Annotated in this window: 18 protein-coding genes and 2 pseudogenes; 7 read left to right on the top strand and 13 right to left on the bottom strand. The window is 56.1% G+C overall.

Annotated features, from left to right (window positions below):
- Positions 1-29 precede the first annotated feature (29 nt).
- Positions 30-479 (bottom strand): hypothetical protein, encoded by a 450-nt coding sequence (locus tag EDF81_RS14260; RefSeq protein ID WP_123348772.1) that lies wholly within the window; start codon positions 477-479, stop codon positions 30-32.
- A 383-nt stretch (positions 480-862) separates the two neighbouring features.
- Here EDF81_RS14260 and EDF81_RS14255 point away from each other — a divergent pair, with 383 nt between their 5' ends.
- Positions 863-1,462, top strand: coding sequence for a nitroreductase family protein (locus EDF81_RS14255; protein WP_123348771.1), 600 nt, complete (start codon positions 863-865; stop codon positions 1,460-1,462).
- A gap of 38 nt (positions 1,463-1,500) precedes the next feature.
- On the opposite strand, the gene nrdG is transcribed toward EDF81_RS14255, so the two are convergent.
- A complete protein-coding gene (gene nrdG / locus EDF81_RS14250) occupies positions 1,501-1,965 on the bottom strand; it encodes an anaerobic ribonucleoside-triphosphate reductase-activating protein (protein ID WP_123348770.1) in 465 nt (154 codons plus the stop codon).
- Entirely contained in the window at positions 1,965-4,103 is a 2,139-nt protein-coding gene (nrdD, locus tag EDF81_RS14245; RefSeq protein WP_123348769.1) for an anaerobic ribonucleoside-triphosphate reductase, read from the bottom strand. Before nrdD ends, nrdG begins: the two co-directional genes overlap by 1 nt.
- Before the next feature lie 476 nt (positions 4,104-4,579).
- Between nrdD and EDF81_RS14240 the strand changes: the two are divergent.
- Positions 4,580-4,828: pseudogene (locus EDF81_RS14240) on the top strand (ISNCY family transposase); the annotation flags it as partial.
- 96 nt (positions 4,829-4,924) lie between these two features.
- Here the strand turns inward: EDF81_RS14240 and treC are convergent.
- The 3 genes from treC to treR form a co-directional block, all read right to left on the bottom strand.
- On the bottom strand, positions 4,925-6,580 hold the full coding sequence (treC, locus tag EDF81_RS14235; RefSeq protein ID WP_123348768.1) for an alpha,alpha-phosphotrehalase: 1,656 nt from the start codon (positions 6,578-6,580) through the stop codon (positions 4,925-4,927).
- Positions 6,581-6,631: 51 nt separating this feature from the next.
- On the bottom strand, positions 6,632-8,050 hold the full coding sequence (gene treB / locus EDF81_RS14230) for a PTS trehalose transporter subunit IIBC (protein WP_123348767.1): 1,419 nt from the start codon (positions 8,048-8,050) through the stop codon (positions 6,632-6,634).
- Positions 8,051-8,179: 129 nt separating this feature from the next.
- On the bottom strand, positions 8,180-9,127 hold the full coding sequence (treR, locus tag EDF81_RS14225; protein ID WP_123348766.1) for a trehalose operon repressor TreR: 948 nt from the start codon (positions 9,125-9,127) through the stop codon (positions 8,180-8,182).
- A gap of 318 nt (positions 9,128-9,445) precedes the next feature.
- Between treR and mgtA the strand changes: the two genes are divergently transcribed.
- The gene (gene mgtA / locus EDF81_RS14220) at positions 9,446-12,154 is read left to right on the top strand and encodes a magnesium-translocating P-type ATPase (RefSeq protein WP_123348765.1); all 2,709 of its coding nucleotides are present in this window, start codon (positions 9,446-9,448) and stop codon (positions 12,152-12,154) included.
- Positions 12,155-12,191: 37 nt separating this feature from the next.
- Here the strand turns inward: mgtA and ridA are convergent, their stop codons facing one another.
- The 4 genes from ridA to pyrL all read right to left on the bottom strand — a co-directional run bounded on the left by ridA (position 12,192) and on the right by pyrL (position 14,196).
- Entirely contained in the window at positions 12,192-12,578 is a 387-nt protein-coding gene (ridA, locus tag EDF81_RS14215; protein WP_123348764.1) for a 2-iminobutanoate/2-iminopropanoate deaminase, read from the bottom strand.
- A gap of 69 nt (positions 12,579-12,647) precedes the next feature.
- Positions 12,648-13,109 (bottom strand): aspartate carbamoyltransferase regulatory subunit, encoded by a 462-nt coding sequence (gene pyrI / locus EDF81_RS14210; protein WP_123348763.1) that lies wholly within the window; start codon positions 13,107-13,109, stop codon positions 12,648-12,650.
- A 15-nt stretch (positions 13,110-13,124) separates the two neighbouring features.
- Positions 13,125-14,057: an aspartate carbamoyltransferase gene (gene pyrB / locus EDF81_RS14205; protein ID WP_123348762.1), complete on the bottom strand. Its 933-nt coding sequence runs from the start codon at positions 14,055-14,057 to the stop codon at positions 13,125-13,127.
- Positions 14,050-14,196 carry a pyr operon leader peptide gene (pyrL, locus tag EDF81_RS14200; RefSeq protein WP_123349063.1) on the bottom strand — a complete coding sequence of 49 codons (147 nt, stop codon included), beginning with the start codon at positions 14,194-14,196 and terminating at the stop codon, positions 14,050-14,052. The genes pyrB and pyrL overlap by 8 nt, the downstream gene beginning before the upstream one ends.
- Before the next feature lie 272 nt (positions 14,197-14,468).
- Between pyrL and EDF81_RS14195 the strand changes: the two genes are divergently transcribed.
- Complete coding sequence (locus EDF81_RS14195) at positions 14,469-14,921, top strand: YhcH/YjgK/YiaL family protein (protein ID WP_123348761.1); 453 nt, start codon at positions 14,469-14,471, stop codon at positions 14,919-14,921.
- A 42-nt stretch (positions 14,922-14,963) separates the two neighbouring features.
- On the opposite strand, the gene argF is transcribed toward EDF81_RS14195, so the two are convergent.
- Entirely contained in the window at positions 14,964-15,968 is a 1,005-nt protein-coding gene (argF, locus tag EDF81_RS14190) for an ornithine carbamoyltransferase (protein ID WP_123348760.1), read from the bottom strand.
- A gap of 161 nt (positions 15,969-16,129) precedes the next feature.
- Here argF and rraB point away from each other — a divergent pair, with 161 nt between their 5' ends.
- Entirely contained in the window at positions 16,130-16,558 is a 429-nt protein-coding gene (gene rraB / locus EDF81_RS14185) for a ribonuclease E inhibitor RraB (protein ID WP_123348759.1), read from the top strand.
- 44 nt (positions 16,559-16,602) lie between these two features.
- The gene (gene miaE / locus EDF81_RS14180; RefSeq protein ID WP_123348758.1) at positions 16,603-17,361 is read left to right on the top strand and encodes a tRNA isopentenyl-2-thiomethyl-A-37 hydroxylase MiaE; all 759 of its coding nucleotides are present in this window, start codon (positions 16,603-16,605) and stop codon (positions 17,359-17,361) included.
- Between the two features lie 6 nt (positions 17,362-17,367).
- Here the strand turns inward: miaE and EDF81_RS14175 are convergent, their stop codons facing one another.
- Positions 17,368-17,871 carry a GNAT family N-acetyltransferase gene (locus tag EDF81_RS14175; protein ID WP_123348757.1) on the bottom strand — a complete coding sequence of 168 codons (504 nt, stop codon included), beginning with the start codon at positions 17,869-17,871 and terminating at the stop codon, positions 17,368-17,370.
- Between the two features lie 263 nt (positions 17,872-18,134).
- Here EDF81_RS14175 and EDF81_RS14170 point away from each other — a divergent pair, with 263 nt between their 5' ends.
- A complete protein-coding gene (locus EDF81_RS14170; protein ID WP_123348756.1) occupies positions 18,135-19,334 on the top strand; it encodes a YjgN family protein in 1,200 nt (399 codons plus the stop codon).
- 94 nt (positions 19,335-19,428) lie between these two features.
- Here the strand turns inward: EDF81_RS14170 and EDF81_RS14165 are convergent.
- Positions 19,429-19,931: pseudogene (locus EDF81_RS14165) on the bottom strand (contact-dependent growth inhibition system immunity protein).
- Positions 19,932-20,143 lie beyond the last annotated feature (212 nt).

The following is a 20,143-nucleotide window of genomic DNA, read 5'->3' as shown; positions in this document are numbered from 1 at the left end:
ATTATAATTATCAAGTTGGCTTAAATATATTAAAGATCACTGGGATCGCGTACGGAACCAATAATATCCATGTCGGGCAAGTCAACTACCTGCTGTTGTGCAGAGGATAAATCCTGCAGCTCCTGCGCCGTCAGTCTTCTCCCGGAAAGGGCATCAACAATCACCTCTTCACCGTTCGGGTACTTCGCTATCGAGATCAGTCTGCCGCCAAACAGGGGTAGTCCGGTCATCTCCAGGGTGTAGTCGGTCTTTTTAACTTCTTCAACTTTAAGTTCATGCTGTTTATTTATCTCTTCCAGATCGGTAGCTGAAAGTGTGATCTTTGTGCTGCTTTCCTCAATACCCTTTTGATTATTATCACTATTAGATTCTGCTGTTTTGGGATTATTCCGCATGGCAGAAGTATTATCGTTGTTAGATAAAAGCGAATCGCTCTGAGTATTCGCGGCGGTAATGTTTTCAATGCCGTTCATCATCATCTCCAATCATCGCAATGTAGCGCTGCGCGCAAGGGATCGTCACCTCCACAGGGAGGAGGGTATTTCTGTCGGGTGAACGTGACTATAGAATTATCGGCAGCAGAAAAAAATTATTTAATAAAAAATGAACAATCGTCGCTTGTTCGGTTTTTTTGACGATAGCCAACAAAGCGTTTTGCTTTCTTTCAGGCGCCGTCAGGTTTATCTTTTCAACAGCAGGGCAGCGTTATGCCCGACGTCAGGACTCAGACAGGAATCCGTACATCATGAGTTCGTTTCAGAAAATTTTGAACGCACTACTCTCACGGCCCGCCCCGACTGCGCCAAAAAGCAGCAGCCCGGTGATGCCGATACAGGAACCCGAAACGCTTTCAGGAGTCGTTATGTCAGATAATTACCTTTCGCTTGCCACACAACGCCGTACCATTTATGCCCTGGGCAAAGATCTTCCGCTGGCCGAAGATACGGTTGTTCAGCTGATTCAGGATGCGATTCGCCAGGCGCCGTCGGCGTTTAACTCCCAAAGCTCCCGCGCTCTGATCCTGCTGGGTAACGAGCACAATAAATTCTGGGAGCTGGTACGTGAACAGCTACGCAAAATTGTTCCGGCAGAGAGCTTCCACGCCACCTCCGACAAAATCGACGGCTTTGCCGCCGCGGCAGGTTCGGTGCTGTTCTTCGAAGATCAGAATGTGGTGACGGGCCTGCAGGAGCAGTTTGCTGCCTATGCGGACAACTTCCCGGTCTGGTCCGAGCACAGCTCCGGTATCGCCCAGTATGCGGTCTGGCTGGCACTGGCAGAGAAAGGGATTGGCGCGAACCTGCAGCACTACAACCCGCTGATCGACAGCGATGTTCAGCAGACCTGGAACATCCCGTCTAACTGGAAACTGCGCGCGCATATGAACTTCGGTTCGATTGCGGCACCGGCGGGCGATAAAACCTATATGGAAGATGAAAAGCGTTTTATCGTGGCTAAATAAGCCAGAAAGCCCGGCCGCTTGCGCGGTCGGGTGAAGGTTTATCTCAGATGATGCACGACCTGGTTGCTACTGCCTCGCCAGATCAGCGCCGGGTCTTTTAAATCCTGCACAAATTTCCCGTCGACCAGCACGTTAATCAAATCCACCACCGCCATCTGTTCGGCGTTCAGCTCGTCCAGCTTATAGCCGGTCCAGACCCAGATATCCTTGCCGGGACACTCGGCGCGAATACGCTCAACCAGCGTCAGGATCGTCGGCACATTCTGCGGATGCAGCGGATCGCCACCGGAGAGCGTGATCCCCTGACGCTTAACCCGCGTATCGTTCAGATCGGCAATAATCTTGTCTTCGACCTCGGCGGTGTACGGCAGGCCGGAATTGAGCCGCCAGGTGCTTTTGTTATAGCAGCCGGGGCACTCGTGCACGCATCCCGAAACAAAGAGGGTGCAGCGGGTGCCGGGGCCATTAACAATGTCGACCGGGTAGTATTGATGAAAATTCATCAACCGATCTGCCCATTCCCCAGATGCTTCACGCGGCGCTTCACTTCTTCCTGCTTACCGGCGTTAAACGGACGGGCATCCGGGCTGCCGAGGTAGCCGCAGACGCGGCGGGTGACCGACACGCGGGCAGCGTCGTGGTTACCGCATTTCGGGCAGGTGAAGCCTTTGCTGGTGCACTCGAATTCCCCGGTATAGCCGCACTCGTAGCACTCGTCGATTGGCGTATTGGTACCGTAGTAGGGCACGTGCTGATAGCTGTAGTCCCACACGTCTTCCAGCGCCTTCAGGTTGTGCTGAATATTCGGGTATTCGCCGTAGCAAATAAAGCCCCCGCTCGCCAGCGGCGGGTACGGCGCTTCGAAATCAATCTTGTCGTACGGATTAACCTTTTTCTCAACGTCCAGGTGGAAGCTGTTGGTGTAGTAGCCCTTGTCGGTGACGCCGTCGACCACGCCGAATTCGGCGGTATCCAGGCGGCAGAAGCGGTCGCACAAATTTTCGCTCGGGGTGCTGTAAAGGCTGAAGCCGTAGCCGGTCTCTTCTTTCCACTGTTCCACCGCGTCACGCATGCGCTGCACGATGGCAAGGCCTTTAGCACGCAGGGTTTCGCTGTCGAACATATGCGCATCGCCGCACAGGGCGTTAATGGTTTCGTGGATGCCGATATAGCCCAGGGAAATAGACGCCCGGCCGTTTTTAAAGATCTCGGCCACGTCGTCGTCGGCTTTCAGCCGCACGCCGCAGGCGCCTTCCATATAGAGGATTGGCGCAACGCGGGCTTTGACGCCTTCCAGGCGGGCAATACGGGTCATCAGGGCTTTACGCGCCAGCACCAGGCGAGCGTCGAGCAGTTTCCAGAATGCCTCTTCGTTGCCTTTCGCTTCCAGCGCGATGCGCGGCAGGTTCAGGCTGATGACACCGAGGTTATTACGTCCGTCGTGGACCTGCTCACCGTTTTCATCTTCATACACGCCAAGGAAGCTGCGGCAGCCCATCGGGGTTTTAAAGGAGCCGGTGACTTTGACGACCTGATCGTAGTTGAGGATATCCGGGTACATGCGCTTGCTGGCGCATTCCAGAGCCAGCTGTTTGATATCGTAGCTCGGGTCGCCGAACTTGTGGTTCAGGCCGTCGCGAATCGCGAACACCAGTTTCGGGAACACGGCGGTCTTGCGGTTTTTACCGAGGCCGGCGATGCGGTTACGCAGGATCGACTGCTGTATCATGCGTGACTCCCAGCTGGTGCCGAGGCCAAAACCAAAGGTGACGAACGGCGTCTGGCCGTTGGCGGTGTGCAGTGTGTTGACCTCATATTCCAGCGACTGGAACGCGTCATAGCACTCTTTTTCGGTGCGCGAGTGGGCGTAGCCGTCGGGATTCGGGATCTGCCACTCTTCGGCCACTTCGCGGTGCTTATTAAAGCTGGCGGTGACGAACGGAGCCAGTACTTCGTCGATACGGTTAATGGTGGTGCCGCCGTAGATATGGCTTGCCACCTGGGCGATGATTTGCGCGGTCACCGCCGTGGCGGTTGAGATGGATTTCGGCGGTTCGATCTCCGCGTTGCCCATCTTAAAGCCGTGGGTCAGCATGCCTTTCAGATCGATCAGCATACAGTTAAACATCGGGAAGAACGGAGAGTAGTCGAGATCGTGGTAGTGGATCTCGCCGCGCTCGTGCGCCTGCACCACGTCACGCGGCAGAATGTACTGACGGGCGTAGTGTTTGGCGACGATACCGGCCAGCAGGTCGCGCTGGGTCGGGATCACCTTACTGTCTTTATTGGCGTTTTCGTTGAGCAGCGCCGGGTTGGTTTGTTCCACCAGACCCCGAATTTCCTGGTTCAGGCGGCCGCGCTTTTCGCGCTCGATATCACGGTCGTGGCGGTATTCGATATAGGCGCGGGCCAGCTGCTTGTACTGGCCGGTCATCAGCTGATTTTCAACCGCGGTCTGGATCTCATTGATATCGACCTGGCTGCGGCCATCCATCTGGCGGCACACAATATCTGCGACGGTGGCGCAATAGTCTGCGTCATCGACTCCCGCTGCTTTAGCTGCACGAAGAATGGCTTCTTTAATGCGCTCTGATGTGAAAGGCACTTTACAGCCGTCTCGTTTCATCACATGCGGTGTCATGATCACTCCATAATTTTTGAAAACAGGTTATCCACAGAGGTTCAGAAAAGCGCTGCCGGGGTATTCACCACGCTAAGCAATCACTTCCCTCGATTCTGGCCCGGTTTATCCACAACTCCGTTGCGATTAGGGAGTGAGGATTTGTTGTAATAATAGACGATTAATACAAGATGTAGGGCCGGGATGCATTCTAAAGTCTATATGTAGTGCTTTGCATCAAAGATGTTTGCGACTTTTTTGATTCAGGACAAAGTAAAAGAGTGAAAGTGCGCAAGGAGCACAGCGGACGGGCATCCGGGGGAAATGTAAATGTTTCTTCATTATGTTTGCTTAAAAATGCAGCGAAAACATAGGGGCATACTATGGAAGGTGCTGTAGTAAGGCGGCTCGGCGAAGTGTTTTTTCCGTTTGTTTAACTGTTGTGCGCGTCACGTAAGTAAAAATGGAATTAGATAATATAGTTACCCCATAGGATGCGGGTGCCACAGCATGAGGACCAACTGATGACTATCGCACAACAGCTCGAACAGAAGGGCATGGAGAAAGGTCTTGAGAAAGGTCTTGAGCAGGGCATTGAAAAAGGGATCCTGCTCGGTGAAGAGCGTGGCATAGAGAAAGGCAAACTCGAAGTTGCACGCACCATGCTGCAGAACGGCCTCGACCGCAATACCATCATAAAGCTGACCGGGCTGACGGCAGACGAGCTGGCGAAAATCCGCCACTGATTATACTTTCTTGTCCTTCCTGCCTTGCCGTCACAATAAATAGATGGAGGCAGGAACGTCCGTTCACTCCTTCCCCCATCTGTCATCACGATTATTTTACTCCTGTAGCCACCACACCGCTTCAAACGGCCGGAGAATCATCTCGCAGGGTGTCTCCGATGTTTCCGCGTAGTTAGTGAGCACTTGCTTCCAGTTTCCGTTGGTCGTTTCCGGTTGCCAGGGCTGGCATTCGTGGCTCAGGTTGGCGACAACCTGCAACGTCTGGCCCTGCCAGTGGCGGCGATAGCTCCAGAGGAAAGGGTGATCCGGGAGGGCGTCATGATAATCGCCAAAGGTAAGCAGTGGCAGAGTTTTACGCAGCTGAATCAGCTGTTGATAGGTGTAGAACACTGAATCCGGATCGTTCAGTGCTGCCTCGACGTTAATCTCCTGATAGTGCTTCCCGAGATCAATCCAGGGTTCGCCGGTGGTAAAACCGCCGTGGCGTTGTGCGCTCCACGGGATCGGCGTGCGGCTGTTATCGCGGGATTTACTGGCGAGGATCGCCAGCAGTTCATCCGTATCGCGACCCAGCGCGCGCTTTTCGCGGAACATATTGAGGCTCTCCACGTCGCGATAGTCGTCGATCTGCGTGAAGCGCGGGTTGGTCATGCCGATCTCTTCGCCCTGATAGATATAGGGCGTGCCCTGCATCCCGTGCAGCACCATCGCCAGCATTTTAGCCGCCGGAACGCGCAGGGCGCCGTCGTCGCCGAAACGCGAGACGATACGTGGCTGATCGTGGTTACACCAGAACAGGGCGTTCCAGGCCTGGTTATGCATTCCCTGCTGCCAGTGGCGGAACAGGCGCTTAAGCGCAACAAAGTCCGCTTTTGCCAGCGTCCACTTTTCGCCGCCGGGATAATCGACCTTCAGATGGTGAAAGTTAAAGGTCATCGACAGCTGGTCGCCATTGAGGCTGGCGTACTGGCGGCAGCTCTCAAGCGTGGTGGAGGACATTTCGCCCACCGTCATCAGATTGCGCGGCTGAAACACATCCCGGCTCATTTCGCGCAGATAGTCATGGGCCCGTAGCCCATCCGTATAGAAGCTACGGCCATCGCCCTGAGGATCGTCCGGGAAGGTCTGCTCTTTGGCGATCAGGTTGACGACGTCAAGGCGCAGACCGTCGACGCCGCGATCGGCCCAGAATTCACAGACCTTTTTCAGCTCGGCGCGTACCGCCGGGTTGTCCCAGTTCAGATCCGCCTGCTCCGGGGCAAAGAGGTGCAGATAGTACTGCTCGCTCGGCGCGTGCCATTTCCAGGCCGGACCGCCGAATTTAGAGCGCCAGTTATTGGGCAACTGTTCCGGCACGCCGTCGCGCCAGATATAGAAGTGACGTCGCGGACTATTTTTATCCAGCGCCTCACGAAACCAGGCGTGTTCGGTAGAGGTATGATTAAACACCATATCCAGCACGATACGCATCCCGCGCTGATGGGCGCGGGCTACCAGTTCGTCAAAATCCCCAAGGGTGCCGTAAGCCGGGTCGACGGCGGTGTAATCGGCCACGTCATAGCCGTTATCCACCTGGGGTGACACATAAAAGGGCGTCAGCCAGATGGCGTCCACGCCAAGCTGCTGCAGATAGTCGAGGCGGGAAATCACCCCGCGCAGATCGCCGGTGCCGCTGCCTGTTGTGTCCTGAAAACTCTTTGGGTAGATCTGATAGATAACGCCGTTTTGCCACCAGGGGAGAGAGGTATTCATAGTGCTTTCCTGCTAAAAACGGCGGGGCGCAACAACGCCCCGCAAAGGTAATTACACCACCAGCAGCGCGCCCTGACGGAGCCTGCGCTGGTAGATGACGGAAGTCAGGATGATGGGGATGACAATCGCCACCGCCATCGCCAGGGCGAAGACCTGCCAGAAGCCCGGCTGGATGGAGAGAATGCCCGGCAGGCCGCCGACGCCTATCCCGTTAGCCATCACCCCGTACAGACCGCACAGCAGCCCGGCCAGGCCGGAACCGACCATCGCGCACAGCATCGGGAAGCGGTATTTCAGGTTGATGCCGTACATCGCCGGTTCGGTGACGCCGAGGAAGGCGGAAATCGCCGCCGGGACCGAAATTTCGCGCTCGTTATGCTTGCGGCTGCAGATAATGATGCCGACCACCGCCGACGCCTGGGCAATATTCGACAGGGCGATCAGCGGCCAGACCGGAGTACCGCCCATGCTCTGGATCATCTGCATATCAATCGCCAGCGTTGTCTGGTGCACGCCGGTGATCACCAGCGGGGCATAGAGGAAACCAAACAGGGCGGCGCCAATCGGCGCGAAGCTGCCGGTCATCAGATGGCGCACGGCAAAGGCCACGCCGTCGCCGATAATCCGCCCGAAGGGACCAATCAGGGCGTGGGCGAGGAACACCGCCAGCAGCAGAGAGCAGACCGGGACCACCACCAGATAGAGATAGTCCGGCACCCAGCGTTTTAAGCGGGTTTCAATCACCCCCAGTGCCAGACCGGCCAGCAGAGCCGGGATCACCTGCGCCTGATAGCCCACTTTAGCGACGGTAAAGAGGCCAAAGTTCCACACCTCCGGCACCTGGGTTCCCAGCAGATATGCATTCATCAGCTGCGGCGAGACCAGGGTTACGCCCAGCACAATACCGAGGATCGGCGTGCCGCCCATTTTACGCACCGCCGACCAGCAGATCCCGACCGGGAGATAGAAGAAGATCGCCTCGCCGATCAGCCACAGGAAATCGTAGACGGTTTGCAGGGCCGGGTAGATCTGGGCCAGGGTCTGGCCGTTGCTCATCGGCAGATCGCCGATCACATTGCGGAAGCCGAGGATCAGGCCGCCGCTGATCAGCGCCGGTAGCAGAGGGAAGAAGATCTCTGCGAAGTGGGAGATCAGCTGCTCGTGCCACTTCATATTCTGGCGGGCGGCCATTTTGGCCTGCTCTTTATCCGCCCGGCTGTGGCCGGTGGTGGCCAGCAGGGCCTGGTAGTAGTCGCCGACCTCGGTGCCGACCACCACCTGAAACTGCCCGGCGTTGGTAAAGCAGCCTTTGACCATCGGCAGTGCTTCGATGGCCTTCGGGTCGGCTTTAGCCGGGGAGTTGAGAACAAAACGCAGACGGGTAATGCAGTGGCTGACGGTGGCGATATTCTCGCGGCCGCCGACCAGGGCTATCAGTCGGTCAATATCCTGTTGTTTGACTTTACTCATCGTGGAGCCTCTGCCTGGAAAATAAAGGTAGCGGGAGAATCTGGCGGCAAGGTTACGATTTAAGCGAAATAATGAAAATGGGAACGTTCCCGAAACCGAGCGAGGATCACAATAAATCGCCGGACGGGATCAGGAGAGGGTGGCAGGGATCACAATCTGCTGCGGTTCGCTGCGGCCGTTGATCTGGGCGATCAGCTGCTGCGAGGCCTGGCTTCCGGCCTCGGCATAGCCGGGATCGACGCTGATAATTTCTGGATGCAAAAAGCGCATCAGAGGCGTGCTGCCGATGCTGGCCAGCTGGATGTTGCCGATGCGCTGCTCCTGCAGATATTTGCTGGCGCCCAGCGCCAGCGTATCGGTGGCGCAGACCAGGGCGGTGGTTTCCGCTGTCAGAACATCGGCAACCCGATCATAGCCCTGTTTCATCGCCAGACCCGGGAGGGAAGCGACCGGATGCAGCTTATGCTGCTGGCAGAAGGCGAGATAAGCCTGATGACGGCGCTGGCCGGTGGTGATATCGCTGTGCGGTACGCCAAGATAGCTAATCTGCCGGTGGCCCTGGTCGAACAGTTTTTGCATCAGCAGCGTAATGGCTCCCTCATCGTCATAGCAGACCGAGGAGAAGCCGCTGGCGTCGCGGGCCAGCAGGACCAGCGAGTTGCGCCAGGGAGTGAGCATTGCCTCGCTGATGCCGGTAAAGCCGAACAGCACCACGCCGTCGATATTGCGCCGCCGCAGCATGCCCAGATGCTCCTGCACCTTCGGCACCGAGAACTGGCTCTCCATCATGATCGGGTCGTAACCCTGCGCATAGAAGGCGGGCAGCATAGTCTGTACGGCAAGGTTTTCCGAGAGGGAGTCCAGACGGGTGACGATAATGGCGACCACTTTATCGCTCTGGCCGCGCATGGCCCGCGCCGAACGCGACGGCGAAAAGCCGTGCTCAATCATCACGGCTTCAACCCGCTCGCGGGTCTTTTCACTGACGCCGCTTTCGTTATTGAGCACCCGTGAGACCGTGGATTTGCCGACGCCGCTCAGGCGCGCAATATCCTTTATCGTCAGCCGACTTTGCATACTTCCAACCCGTATATAAAGGAAATCACCAGGAGCCTAATGCTACTCAACGAAACGGCAATGCGCAAAGTCTGGTTGAGGTTTGGTTAAGTTTTGTGGGCGTATGATACCGCCGTTCGATCTCCGTGCCCGTGCACGCCCTTTTAACCCTTACCGGAGGCTTTATGGATCCCGATCCCACCCCTCTTCCCGATTTGAGGAAAATGTACCGGTAAGGCGTGCCTTTGGCTGCCTTACCGAACGTGTAAGGCAGCGACGCTATTGTGTCCCTGCGTAACGATCTGCGCCCGCCATAAACGGGCGCCGAGGGACTTTACTATGTTCAAAAAAATTCTTCGGCTGCTGACGCAGCCCGGCCGTCCTTTGCCTCGCCGTCTGATCCAGCGCGATCCGCTGCCGGACGATCGCACCCTTAACGCCGCGCCCGTCGCCGACGCGATTGCCCGACGCAGCCTCGATATTGCCGTTATGCCGCAGGAGCAGTTGTGGGAGGCGTTTTCCAGCCATCCCGAGGGGCTTAATTCCGCCGAAGTGGCGCGCGCCCGTGAAATCCACGGTGCGAATCAGATCCCGGGTCAGAAAGCCACGCCCTGGTGGCTGCATCTTTGGGCCTGCTACCGCAATCCGTTTAACCTGCTGCTGACGGTGCTCGGCGTCGTCTCCTATGCAACGGAAGATCTCTTTGCTGCGGGCGTAATCGGCCTGATGGTCGGGATCTCCACCCTGCTGAACTTTGTGCAGGAGGCGCGCTCGACCCGTGCGGCGGACGCCCTGAAGGCGATGGTCAGCAATACGGCGACCGTCCTGCGGGTGATGAACGATCATGGGGCCAGCGGCTGGCAGGAGATCCCCATCGCTGAGCTGGTGCCCGGCGATATCGTTAAGCTCTCCGCCGGGGATATGATCCCGGCCGACCTGCGTCTGTTCCAGGCGCGGGATCTCTTTGTCACCCAGGCCTCGCTGACCGGTGAATCTCTGCCGGTAGAGAAGTACGCCACCTGTCGGGACGCGCAGCCGCGTAATCCGCTGGAGTGTGAAACCCTCTGCTTTATGGGCACCAATGTGGTGAGCGGGACGGCTCAGGCGATAGTGGTCGCTACCGGCAGCGGGAGCTGGTTTGGTCAGCTTGCCGGTCGCGTCAGCGAGCAGGCCAGCGAGCCGAATGCCTTCCAGCAGGGTATTGGCCGCGTCAGTATGCTGCTGATCCGCTTTATGCTGGTGATGACGCCGCTGGTGCTGCTGATCAACGGCTTCACCAAAGGCGACTGGTGGGAAGCGGCGCTGTTTGCCCTCTCCGTCGCCGTCGGCCTGACGCCGGAAATGCTGCCGATGATCGCCAGTTCCACCCTGGCCCGTGGGGCGGTGAAGCTGTCGAAGCAAAAAGTGATCGTCAAGCATCTGGATGCAATCCAGAACTTCGGCGCGATGGATATTCTCTGCACCGATAAAACCGGCACCCTGACCCAGGATAAAATCGTGCTGGAGCAGCATACGGATATCCTCGGCAAGTCGTCTCCCCGGGTGCTGCATCTGGCCTGGCTTAATAGCCACTACCAGACCGGACTGAAAAACCTGCTCGATACCGCCGTGCTGGAGAGTGTCGATGCAGATGACGCCGGTCGGCTGGCAAACAACTGGCGCAAAGTGGATGAGATCCCCTTTGATTTTGAACGCCGTCGGATGTCGGTGGTGGTGGGTAAAGAGGCGCAGCCCGGGAACCAGCTGATCTGCAAGGGCGCGCTGCAGGAGATCCTCAATGTCTGTACCCTGGTGCGCTACTGCAATGAGATTGTGCCCCTCGACGAGGTCATGCTGCGCCGTATCGCCCGGGTCACCGATAATTACAATCGTCAGGGCCTGCGGGTGGTGGCGGTTGCCAGCCGCTATCTGCCGTCACACCAGGCGGAGTTCCGCCGGGCGGATGAGTCGGAGCTGATCCTCGAAGGCTACATCGCCTTCCTCGATCCGCCGAAAGAGACGACGGCCCCGGCGCTGAAGGCGCTGAAAGCGAGCGGAATCCAGGTGAAGATCCTCACCGGCGACAGCGAGCTGGTGGCAGCCAAAGTGTGCCAGGAGGTTGGGCTGGATCCGGGTGAGGTGGTGATTGGCTATCAGCTGGATGAACTCGACGACGACCAGGTGGCCGAACTGGCCCGCCGCACCACGCTGTTTGCTCGTCTGACGCCGCTGCATAAAGAGCGGGTGGTCAGTTTGCTACGCAGGGAAGGGCACGTTGTCGGCTTCCTCGGCGACGGGATTAACGATGCGCCTGCGCTGCGGGCGGCGGATATCGGTATTTCCGTCGACGGCGCGGTGGATATTGCCCGCGAGGCGGCCGATATCATTCTGCTGGAAAAGAGCCTGATGGTGCTGGAGCAGGGCGTGATCGAAGGACGTCGCACCTTCGTCAATATGCTGAAATATATCAAAATGACCGCCAGCTCAAACTTCGGTAACGTCTTCAGCGTGCTGGTGGCCAGCGCCTTTCTGCCGTTCCTGCCGATGCTGCCGCTGCATCTGTTAATTCAGAACCTGCTGTACGATGTGTCCCAGGTGGCGATCCCGTTTGATAATGTCGATGAAGATCAGATCCAGCAGCCTCAGCGCTGGAACCCGAAAGATCTCGGGCGCTTTATGATCTTCTTCGGCCCGATCAGCTCGATCTTCGACATCATTACCTTCTGCGTGATGTGGTGGGTATTCCAGGCCAATGTGCCGGAAGCGCAGACGTTGTTCCAGTCCGGCTGGTTCGTGGTGGGGCTGCTGTCGCAGACGCTGATTGTGCATATGATCCGTACCCGTCGGGTGCCGTTCCTGCAAAGTCGCGCCGCGTGGCCGCTGATTGTGATGACGCTTCTGGTGATGGCGGCGGGCATTGCGCTGCCGTTCTCGGGGCTGGCCGGTTACCTGCAGCTGCAGGCGCTGCCGCTGAGCTACTTCCCGTGGCTGGTGGCGATCCTGCTGGGCTATATGACCCTGACGCAGCTGGTGAAGAACTGGTATACCCGTCGCTGGGGCTGGCAGTAAATAAAGAAAAAGGCCACGAAAGTGGCCTTTTTTGCGCTTAGCGGCGAACCGCGATGGCTTCGATTTCGATTTTCACGTCTTTCGGCAGACGGGCCACTTCGACACAGGAACGGGCCGGGAAGGTCGCCTGGTGTTCATTGAAGAACGCTTCGTAGGCCGCATTGACGGTGGCGAAGTCGTTCAGATCCTTCACAAACACGGTGGTTTTTACGATATCGCCGACTTTCAGGCCCGCCGCTTCCACGATGGCCTTCACGTTTTCCAGAGACTGGCGCGCCTGAGCCGCCACGTCTTCCGGCACGCTGCCGTCTTTCGGGTTTACCGGGATCTGCCCGGAGGTGATGATCATGCTGCCAAGGTCAACACCCTGAACATAAGGGCCGATGGCTGCCGGTGCATTTTCCGTCGCGAGAGTTCTGGACATGGTTTCTCCTGAAATAGAATAAAAGCGTCCCGGCCATTATAAGTAGCCGGGCAGTAAATACCACGTCAATCAGTTTGCCAGCACCACGCGGTGGGAAAACTCTTTTTCACAATATTTGCACTTCAGGGCGATATCATCCGGGCGCTTTTTGACGCTGAAGCTGGAGGCAACCGGCTCGGCGTGGCTGATGCAGTTGCTGTTCGGACAGATCAGGACCGCGTCGATACGCTCCGGCAGGCTCGGGCGGGATTTGCCCACCACGTCATATTCGTCGATGCGGTTGACCGTCGCCTCGGGCGCATAGAGCGCCAGCTGGTTAACCTGCTCTTCGGTCAGGAAGGTATTTTCAATTTTAATCAGGTCTTTACGGCCCATCTCGCCGGAGGGCAGGTTCAGGCCGATGGTGATGCGCTGATCGGTTTCCGTCAGCTTAAACAGCGTCAGCAGTCGAAAGCCTACCTGGGCCGGGATATGGTCAATCACGGTGCCGCGTTTAATGGCTTCAACCTGCAGTTTATTATCCTGTGTCATCTGCTTTCCCCTTACTTAAACCAAATCACGATTCAGAACCAGCGCCAGCAGTGCCTGGCGGGCGAAGATGCCGTTACCGGCCTGCTGGAAGTACCAGGCGTGCGGCGTTTTATCCACGTCGGTGGCGATCTCATCGATGCGCGGCAGCGGGTGCAGCACCTTCATATTGTCGCGTGCGCCCTGCAGATCCGCGGCGCGCAGAACAAACTGCGCTTTGACGTTGGCGTACTCGGACGGGTCGAGACGCTCTTTCTGCACCCGGGTCATATAGAGAATATCCACCTCGCCGACCACCTCATCGATGCTGGCGTGCTGGCTCCAGGTGATGCCTTTCTCATCGAGCATATCGAGAATGTACTGCGGCATCGCCAGCGCCGCCGGGGCGATAAAGTAGAAGCGGTTGCCGTTAAACTTGGCCAGCGCCTGGGCCAGGGAGTGGACCGTGCGGCCATACTTCAGGTCGCCGACCATGGCGATATTGATATTCTCCAGTCGCTGCTGGGTCTCCTGGATGGTAAAGAGGTCCAGCAGGGTTTGCGTCGGGTGCTGGTTAGCGCCGTCTCCGGCGTTGAGTACCGGCACGCCGCTGGAGAACTCCGTTGCCAGGCGAGCGGCCCCTTCCTGCGGATGGCGCATCACAATCGCATCCACGTAGGTGCTGATAACCGAAATCGTGTCGGCCAGGGTTTCGCCTTTTTTGCCCAGCGAGGTGTTGCTGCTGTCGGAGAAACCCACCACGCTTGCGCCCAGGCGGTGAATCGAGGTTTCAAACGACAGACGGGTACGGGTCGAGGCTTCGAAGAAGCAGCTGGCGATCACTTTATGCTTCAGCAGTTCCGGCTGCGGGTTGGCCTTCAGCTTCGCCGCGGTCGCCAGCACCAGCTCAAGTTCTTCACGACTGAGGTCATTGATTGAAATGATGTGTTTTTGATACAGCGGATTAGCCATTTTTTTCTCCTGCGCCGGGCAAAAAAAAAGCCCCTTCAATAAGGGGCTTCATGAATAGATCGGGCAACGGAAGGAAAAACGGCAGGCCAGCGTCTGCTTGCAGACGCGTTATGACAAAATGTCGTACACACTGAACCATGCTTCCTCCCGGCAAATTGTTCGCGATTATACTCAGCCCCATCATCGGATCAAGTCCCTGACGCACGTTTTACGCCAGGTAAACGATTAGTTCTGCATTTTTATTGAATTTTACTGACTGGTTATTTACGCGGTGTATGAATTCACAGGCTGTTAACAGCCGCAGTATTAACATGCGCTACCGCAAAGGCTGGGTAAAAAGTAGTGGTATGGCAGCCGGTTTTTTCGTATAAGAAGTAAAAATGAAACATTGTTTTAATTAAGGGGTTCCCGATGATTACTGGCAACATTCACAATCTGCAGTCCTGGCTTCCGGCCGAGCTGCGTCAGGCTATTGAGCATGTTAAAGCAAACGTGACCGACGCGACCGCGACGGGCAAACACGATATTGACGGCAACCGTCTGTTTTATCTGCTGTCTGAAGACACGACCCAGCCATTTGCCGAGCGTCGCGCTGAATACCACGCTCGCTACCTGGACATCCAGATCGTTCTGAAAGGCCAGGAAGGCATGACCTTCAGCACCCTGCCGGCGGGCACGCCGGATACCGACTGGCTGGCGGATAAAGATATTGCGTTCCTGCCGGAAGGCGAGCAGGAGAAAACCGTGGTGCTGAGCGAAGGGGATTTTGTCGTCTTCTGGCCGGGTGAAGTGCATAAACCGCTGTGTGCAGTGGGTGCGCCGGGTCAGGTGCGGAAGGTGGTCGTGAAACTGCTGGTAGAGTAAGGCGGTGTTGATGCCCTCTCCGGGGAGAGGGCATGACTGCAACTACTGGCTTAACGTTGCCACCATCACCGCTTTAATGGTATGCATCCGGTTCTCGGCCTGGTCGAAGACCACGCTTGCCGACGACTCAAACACCTCATCCGTCACTTCCATCCCGCCGTGCAGATCGAACTCTTCCGCCATCTTTTTGCCGAGGGTGGTTTTATCATCGTGGAATGCAGGCAGGCAGTGCAGGAACTTGACCTGCGGATTGCCGGTCAGCGCCAGCATCTCGCTGTTGACCTGGTACGGACGCAGCAGAGCGATACGCTCGGCCCATTTCTCTTTCGCTTCGCCCATCGACAGCCAGACATCGGTATAGATAAAGTCCGCGCCTTTGACGCCGGCAGCGATATCTTCCGTTAGCGTAATATCGCCCCCGTTCTGCTGCGCGAGAGCTTTGCACTCACTCACCAGGCCAGCGTCCGGCCAGCAGGCTTGCGGCGCGACCAGGCGCAGATCTAAACCGGTCAGCGCGGCGGCTTCCAGCATCGAGTTGCCCATATTGTTGCGGGCGTCCCCGGCGTAGACCAGGGTCATTTCGTTAAAGGCTTTACCCGGCAGATGCTCCTGTAGGGTCAGCAGGTCCGCCAGCAGCTGGGTTGGGTGGAATTCATCGGTCAGCCCGTTCCACACTGGTACGCCCGCGTAAGCGGCCAGGGTTTCGACAATCTCCTGGCCGTAGCCGCGATACTGAATCCCATCATAAAGACGACCCAGCACGCGGGCGGTGTCCTTAATGGACTCTTTATGGCCAATCTGGCTGCCGCTCGGGCCAAGATACGTTACGCGGGCGCCCTGATCGAATGCGGCAACTTCGAAAGAGCATCGGGTACGGGTCGAGTCTTTTTCGAAGATGAGCGCGATGTTTTTGCCGGTCAGGTGCGGGACTTCGGTCCCCTGTTTTTTATCCGCCTTCAGGCGGGCTGAGAGCTGCAGCAGGGTGGTGATTTCGGCAGGGGTAAAATCGAGTAATTTGAGAAAGTGCTTCTGGTAGAACCCGGACATATTTTCCTCACAGGGCACAGGCCACTAATTGAATTAAAATTCAATTTATATGTATGAATATGCAATTGCAACCCGTTTAACAATTCTTTTCCGGAAAGGTGGAGGCAATCACGGCGGTGTGTGACAATGAGAGTATTCGGCGAACATGAGAGGAACAGGCCATGGCAAACCAGGAACATCTGGACGAACAGCGCGAAGAGACGCGTCTGATTATTGAAGAACTGCTGGAAGACGGCAGCGATCCCGACGCGCTGTACACTATCGAGCACCACTTTTCCGCTGACGATTTCGACACGCTGGAAAAACTGGCGGTAGAAGCGTTCAAGCTGGGCTACGAAGTGACCGAGCCGGAAGAGCTGGAAGTCGAAGAGGGTGAGACGGTCATCTGCTGCGACATCCTGAGCGAAAGCGCCCTCAAGGCCGACCTGATCGACGCGCAGGTTGAACAGCTGATGAACCTCGCCGAGAAGTTCGAGGTGGAGTACGACGGCTGGGGTACCTACTACGAAGACCCTAACGGCGAAGAAGGCGACGACGACGGCGAAGATGAAGACTATGTCGACGAAGACGATGACGGAATTCGTCATTAAGTAACCGATGCGGCAGCGACTCCGCTGCCGCAGCAAGGATCCCCATGGACTACCCGCAACTCCTCTCCCCGGTACTCAACTTCCTCCACTGTACAACGCCGCAGGCCTGGCTCGACAAGGCCCGCGATCCGGCGAATTTACCGCTGCTGTTGACCGACCACCTGGTGTGCGAGCTAAAAGCGGCGCAAACCGCTCTGCTGCTGGTGCGTAAATACGTCGCCGATAAACAGGGGGCCGATGCACTGCTGGCCTGGCTCCAGCCCTATGAGGACTTTGCCTTTCGTGACGGTCCGGAGCCGGACTTCGCGGCGCTGAACCGGCAGATAAGTAAGAGCGTGATGCCGGTAACCGACGATCCCTGGGGTCAGGCGCTTATCAGCAGTATGGTGCTGCTGATTAAAGAGGAGCTGCACCACTTCTGGCAGGTGCGGGAAGCTATGGAGGCGCGTGCTATTCCGTATGTGAAAATCACCGCCAGCCGCTATGGCAAAGGAATGTTAAAAGAAGTCCGCACCCATGAACCGCTGACGCTCATCGATAAGCTTATTTGCAGCGCCTATATTGAGGCGCGCTCCTGCGAGCGTTTTGCCGCGCTGGCTCCGTATCTGGATGCGGATTTGCAGAAGTTCTATCTGTCGCTGCTGCGATCCGAAGCGCGCCATTATCAGGACTATCTGGCGCTGGCGCAGCAGGTCTCGAGTGAGGATATCAGCGACAGAGTGCGCTATTTCGGCGAGGTGGAAGCGGGGCTGATTTTAGCGCCGGACGCCGAATTTCGTTTTCACAGCGGCGTGCCGGCTTAGGGGCGCTCAGAGCTGTTTTAACATCCGCACTTCGCAGTCGACGTGCCCGGTACAGCCCAGCGGCCCGTCGATATACTCAAAGCCCAGATGCTCATACAGCGCCACGGCCTGGCGCAGAAAGGCGGTCGTTTCCAGATAGCAGCGGCCAAAGCCCTGCTCTCGGGCGTGATCCAGCGCCTTCAGCGCCAGCTTTTTCGCCAGTCCCTGACCCCGCGCTTCTGACAGAAAGTACATTTTCTGCAGCTCACAGATATCCGGCTCGCTACAGGCCAGCGGCGCAATGCCGCCGCCGCCGACAATCCGGCCGTTAAGCTCCACCACCCAGTAGGCGTAGCCGGGCTGGCTGTAAAGCTGATACAGCATATCGAGATTGGGATCGGCGACGGTATAGCCTTTGTCGGCGGTCAGGCCGTACTCGGCGGACACCTGGCGGATAACGCGGGCGATAGCGGCGTTATCCTCGGGGGCGATCGGGCGCATTTTCAGTTCCGTCGCGGCGGCAACGTTCATAGGACACTCTGCCAGAATTGCAAAAACCTAACCTCGCTTAATACCACTTAGTGACCGGGATGGCAATCCCAGTAAATTTAGTATCTATTATTTTGCGCCCGAATTCATTACACTTCAATAATGGCTAGCTATGCCATTATGTTTGTGCGGTTATTTCTACACACTTAAGACAAATAATCATTTAAGTGTCATCAACACAACATATAATTGTGATGAAGCCGCTTAAAGGATGTGTTTACTCTTTTTTATTGATAAGGATTGTTATGTCTGGCGTTGATCTATTAAAAACACGAGAGAATTCGCGCTCATTCGTGTTCACCGGCAGCGGGAAGGGTTACTTCCCGGTCTGGATCGTAAACGTATTGCTGACCATTGTGACGTTGGGGTTATTTTTACCCTGGGCGCTGGTGCGCGCACGTCGCTATTTCTATGAGAACACCTCCCTGTCCGGCGAGCGTTTCTCTTTCCATGCTACCGGCGGCTCCATCTTTGTTGGCTGGTTAGGCCTGATGGTTCTGTATATTATTTTCATTGCTGCAGTGGCGAGTAATAGCATCTGGCTGACGCTGCTGATGGTGGTGCTGTTTATTCTGTTCGTGCCGTGGCTGGTGACTCAGGGCCTGCGCTATCAGCTGCATATGACTCAGCTGAACGGCGTTCGCTTTAACTTCCGCGCCAGCCCGCTGCAGGCCTGGTGGGTGATGCTGGGTCTGCCGCTGCTGGTGGCGATTGCCGTGGCAGTGGTATCCGGTATTGCGTTCTCTGCATCGACCAGCGCAGGTAGCATCGACGGTATTATTACCGGCGGCGTTATTGGCACCCTGATCCTGATCTTCGGTACCGCTATTATTCAGGGCGTGTATGCGGCGAAATGGTACGGCCTGCTGGTAAATAACCTGCAGTACGGTACCCAGCGTTTCTCTGCACAGTTCTCCGTGAAAAAATGCACCGTCATTTACCTGCTGTCGATGCTGCTGTTTATTCCATTCATCTTCGTGGCATTGTGGATGATTGTTCCACCGATGGTGCAGATTGCACAAATGAGCGCGTTCGGTGCAAGCGAAGAAGCAATTATGTCTCTCCTCGCTTCTGTATATACTTCACTGATCATGGCTTATCTGCTTTATTTCGTTGGCATCCTGGTATGCTTTAGCTTTGCCTTTGTGAAGCTGCGTAATTACCTGTACAGCATGATGTCCATGGAAGGTGGAATTCAGTTCCGCTCAACTGCCGCTACCGGTCATTTTGTCTGGTTGGTACTGAGCAATATCGCACTGGTTTCCATCACCCTGGGTCTGGCATGGCCGTGGGCGAAAGCACGCGTTACGCGTTACCTGCTGGAAAACACCCATGTAGATGGCGACCTGGACGCGCTGAACCCGCAGGACCACAGCGAGCAACCGGGTAAAGATCCGGCGAGCCTGCTGGCACGTGGCCTGTCCGTGATGCCTTTCGCTCTCTGATTTCAGTCGTGTAGAAAGTCAAAAGCCGCCCTCGTTTTGAGGGCGGCTTTTTTTGGGGCTGCCTGAGCGATTACTGGCTGGGATTTGTGTGTCATTAACCTTTGCAGCGACTGAGCGCTAACCGTAGCCCCGCGCCGATTTCAGCCGGGGAACTGTCCGCTGATAAAATAACATCTTCAATACCATCACCTTTAGTCCTTCCCCAGCCCTCCAGCTTTTCATGACGGGTGGGAGATAGGGTGATCACGCCATTCACACAGTGAATTCCGCAGTTTTTCATGTTCTTAAACAGGTTTTTTTAGTTTTATAGCTATATTTATCCATCAACATTGCCGTCCATTCAGCATATTGCTCTTTACCTTTTTCAAGGTCGAAAAATGCTACACGGTCTTCCAGCACTGTTAATGTTCTGCTATCTGATAACGCCTGAAAGATTGCTTCACCAATACGCTTTTTATCAGAGTCAGGTGGTAATAAATGAGGTGGGAAAAGAGGGTCTGCAGCAACCATTCCCATTCCAGATTGGGTTTCGATAAGCAAAAATTCATTGGTGCCATAACAGCTAGCCCAATAATCCTTATCTCTGTTAAATTTCATTATTTCACCTGTGTCACTGTGACGTTTACACCCTGAGATTCACCATATTCAATAGCCCGATTGATCTCTGTCCATTGAACTTGTCTGGCTTTAATACTATCGTTGTCGCACCTGCAATCCCCATTCTAATACCTTGTTCTACAAGGTTTTTAATTTTACACCTTCCGATAAATTAGGCTGTGGCGTTATTGTGATCAGCAGCTTAAAATTTC

The sequence above is a fragment of the Enterobacter sp. BIGb0383 genome (assembly GCF_003751845.1).
Classification (GTDB): Bacteria; Pseudomonadota; Gammaproteobacteria; order Enterobacterales; family Enterobacteriaceae; genus BIGb0383.
The sequence above is the reverse complement of the archived record's forward strand: the minus strand, read 5'-3'. Positions and strand labels throughout refer to the sequence as shown.

Bases quoted from the DNA above. Each gene is read 5' to 3' on its own strand.
- EDF81_RS14260 (WP_123348772.1), bottom strand. From the start codon at position 479: ATGATGATGAACGGCATTGAAAACATTACCGCCGCGAATACTCAGAGC.
- EDF81_RS14255 (WP_123348771.1), top strand. From the start codon at position 863: ATGTCAGATAATTACCTTTCGCTTGCCACACAACGCCGTACCATTTAT.
- nrdG (WP_123348770.1), bottom strand. From the start codon at position 1,965: ATGAATTTTCATCAATACTACCCGGTCGACATTGTTAATGGCCCCGGC.
- nrdD (WP_123348769.1), bottom strand. From the start codon at position 4,103: ATGACACCGCATGTGATGAAACGAGACGGCTGTAAAGTGCCTTTCACA.
- treC (WP_123348768.1), bottom strand. From the start codon at position 6,580: ATGAATACCTCTCTCCCCTGGTGGCAAAACGGCGTTATCTATCAGATC.
- treB (WP_123348767.1), bottom strand. From the start codon at position 8,050: ATGAGTAAAGTCAAACAACAGGATATTGACCGACTGATAGCCCTGGTC.
- treR (WP_123348766.1), bottom strand. From the start codon at position 9,127: ATGCAAAGTCGGCTGACGATAAAGGATATTGCGCGCCTGAGCGGCGTC.
- mgtA (WP_123348765.1), top strand. From the start codon at position 9,446: ATGTTCAAAAAAATTCTTCGGCTGCTGACGCAGCCCGGCCGTCCTTTG.
- ridA (WP_123348764.1), bottom strand. From the start codon at position 12,578: ATGTCCAGAACTCTCGCGACGGAAAATGCACCGGCAGCCATCGGCCCT.
- pyrI (WP_123348763.1), bottom strand. From the start codon at position 13,109: ATGACACAGGATAATAAACTGCAGGTTGAAGCCATTAAACGCGGCACC.
- pyrB (WP_123348762.1), bottom strand. From the start codon at position 14,057: ATGGCTAATCCGCTGTATCAAAAACACATCATTTCAATCAATGACCTC.
- pyrL (WP_123349063.1), bottom strand. From the start codon at position 14,196: ATGGTTCAGTGTGTACGACATTTTGTCATAACGCGTCTGCAAGCAGAC.
- EDF81_RS14195 (WP_123348761.1), top strand. From the start codon at position 14,469: ATGATTACTGGCAACATTCACAATCTGCAGTCCTGGCTTCCGGCCGAG.
- argF (WP_123348760.1), bottom strand. From the start codon at position 15,968: ATGTCCGGGTTCTACCAGAAGCACTTTCTCAAATTACTCGATTTTACC.
- rraB (WP_123348759.1), top strand. From the start codon at position 16,130: ATGGCAAACCAGGAACATCTGGACGAACAGCGCGAAGAGACGCGTCTG.
- miaE (WP_123348758.1), top strand. From the start codon at position 16,603: ATGGACTACCCGCAACTCCTCTCCCCGGTACTCAACTTCCTCCACTGT.
- EDF81_RS14175 (WP_123348757.1), bottom strand. From the start codon at position 17,871: ATGAACGTTGCCGCCGCGACGGAACTGAAAATGCGCCCGATCGCCCCC.
- EDF81_RS14170 (WP_123348756.1), top strand. From the start codon at position 18,135: ATGTCTGGCGTTGATCTATTAAAAACACGAGAGAATTCGCGCTCATTC.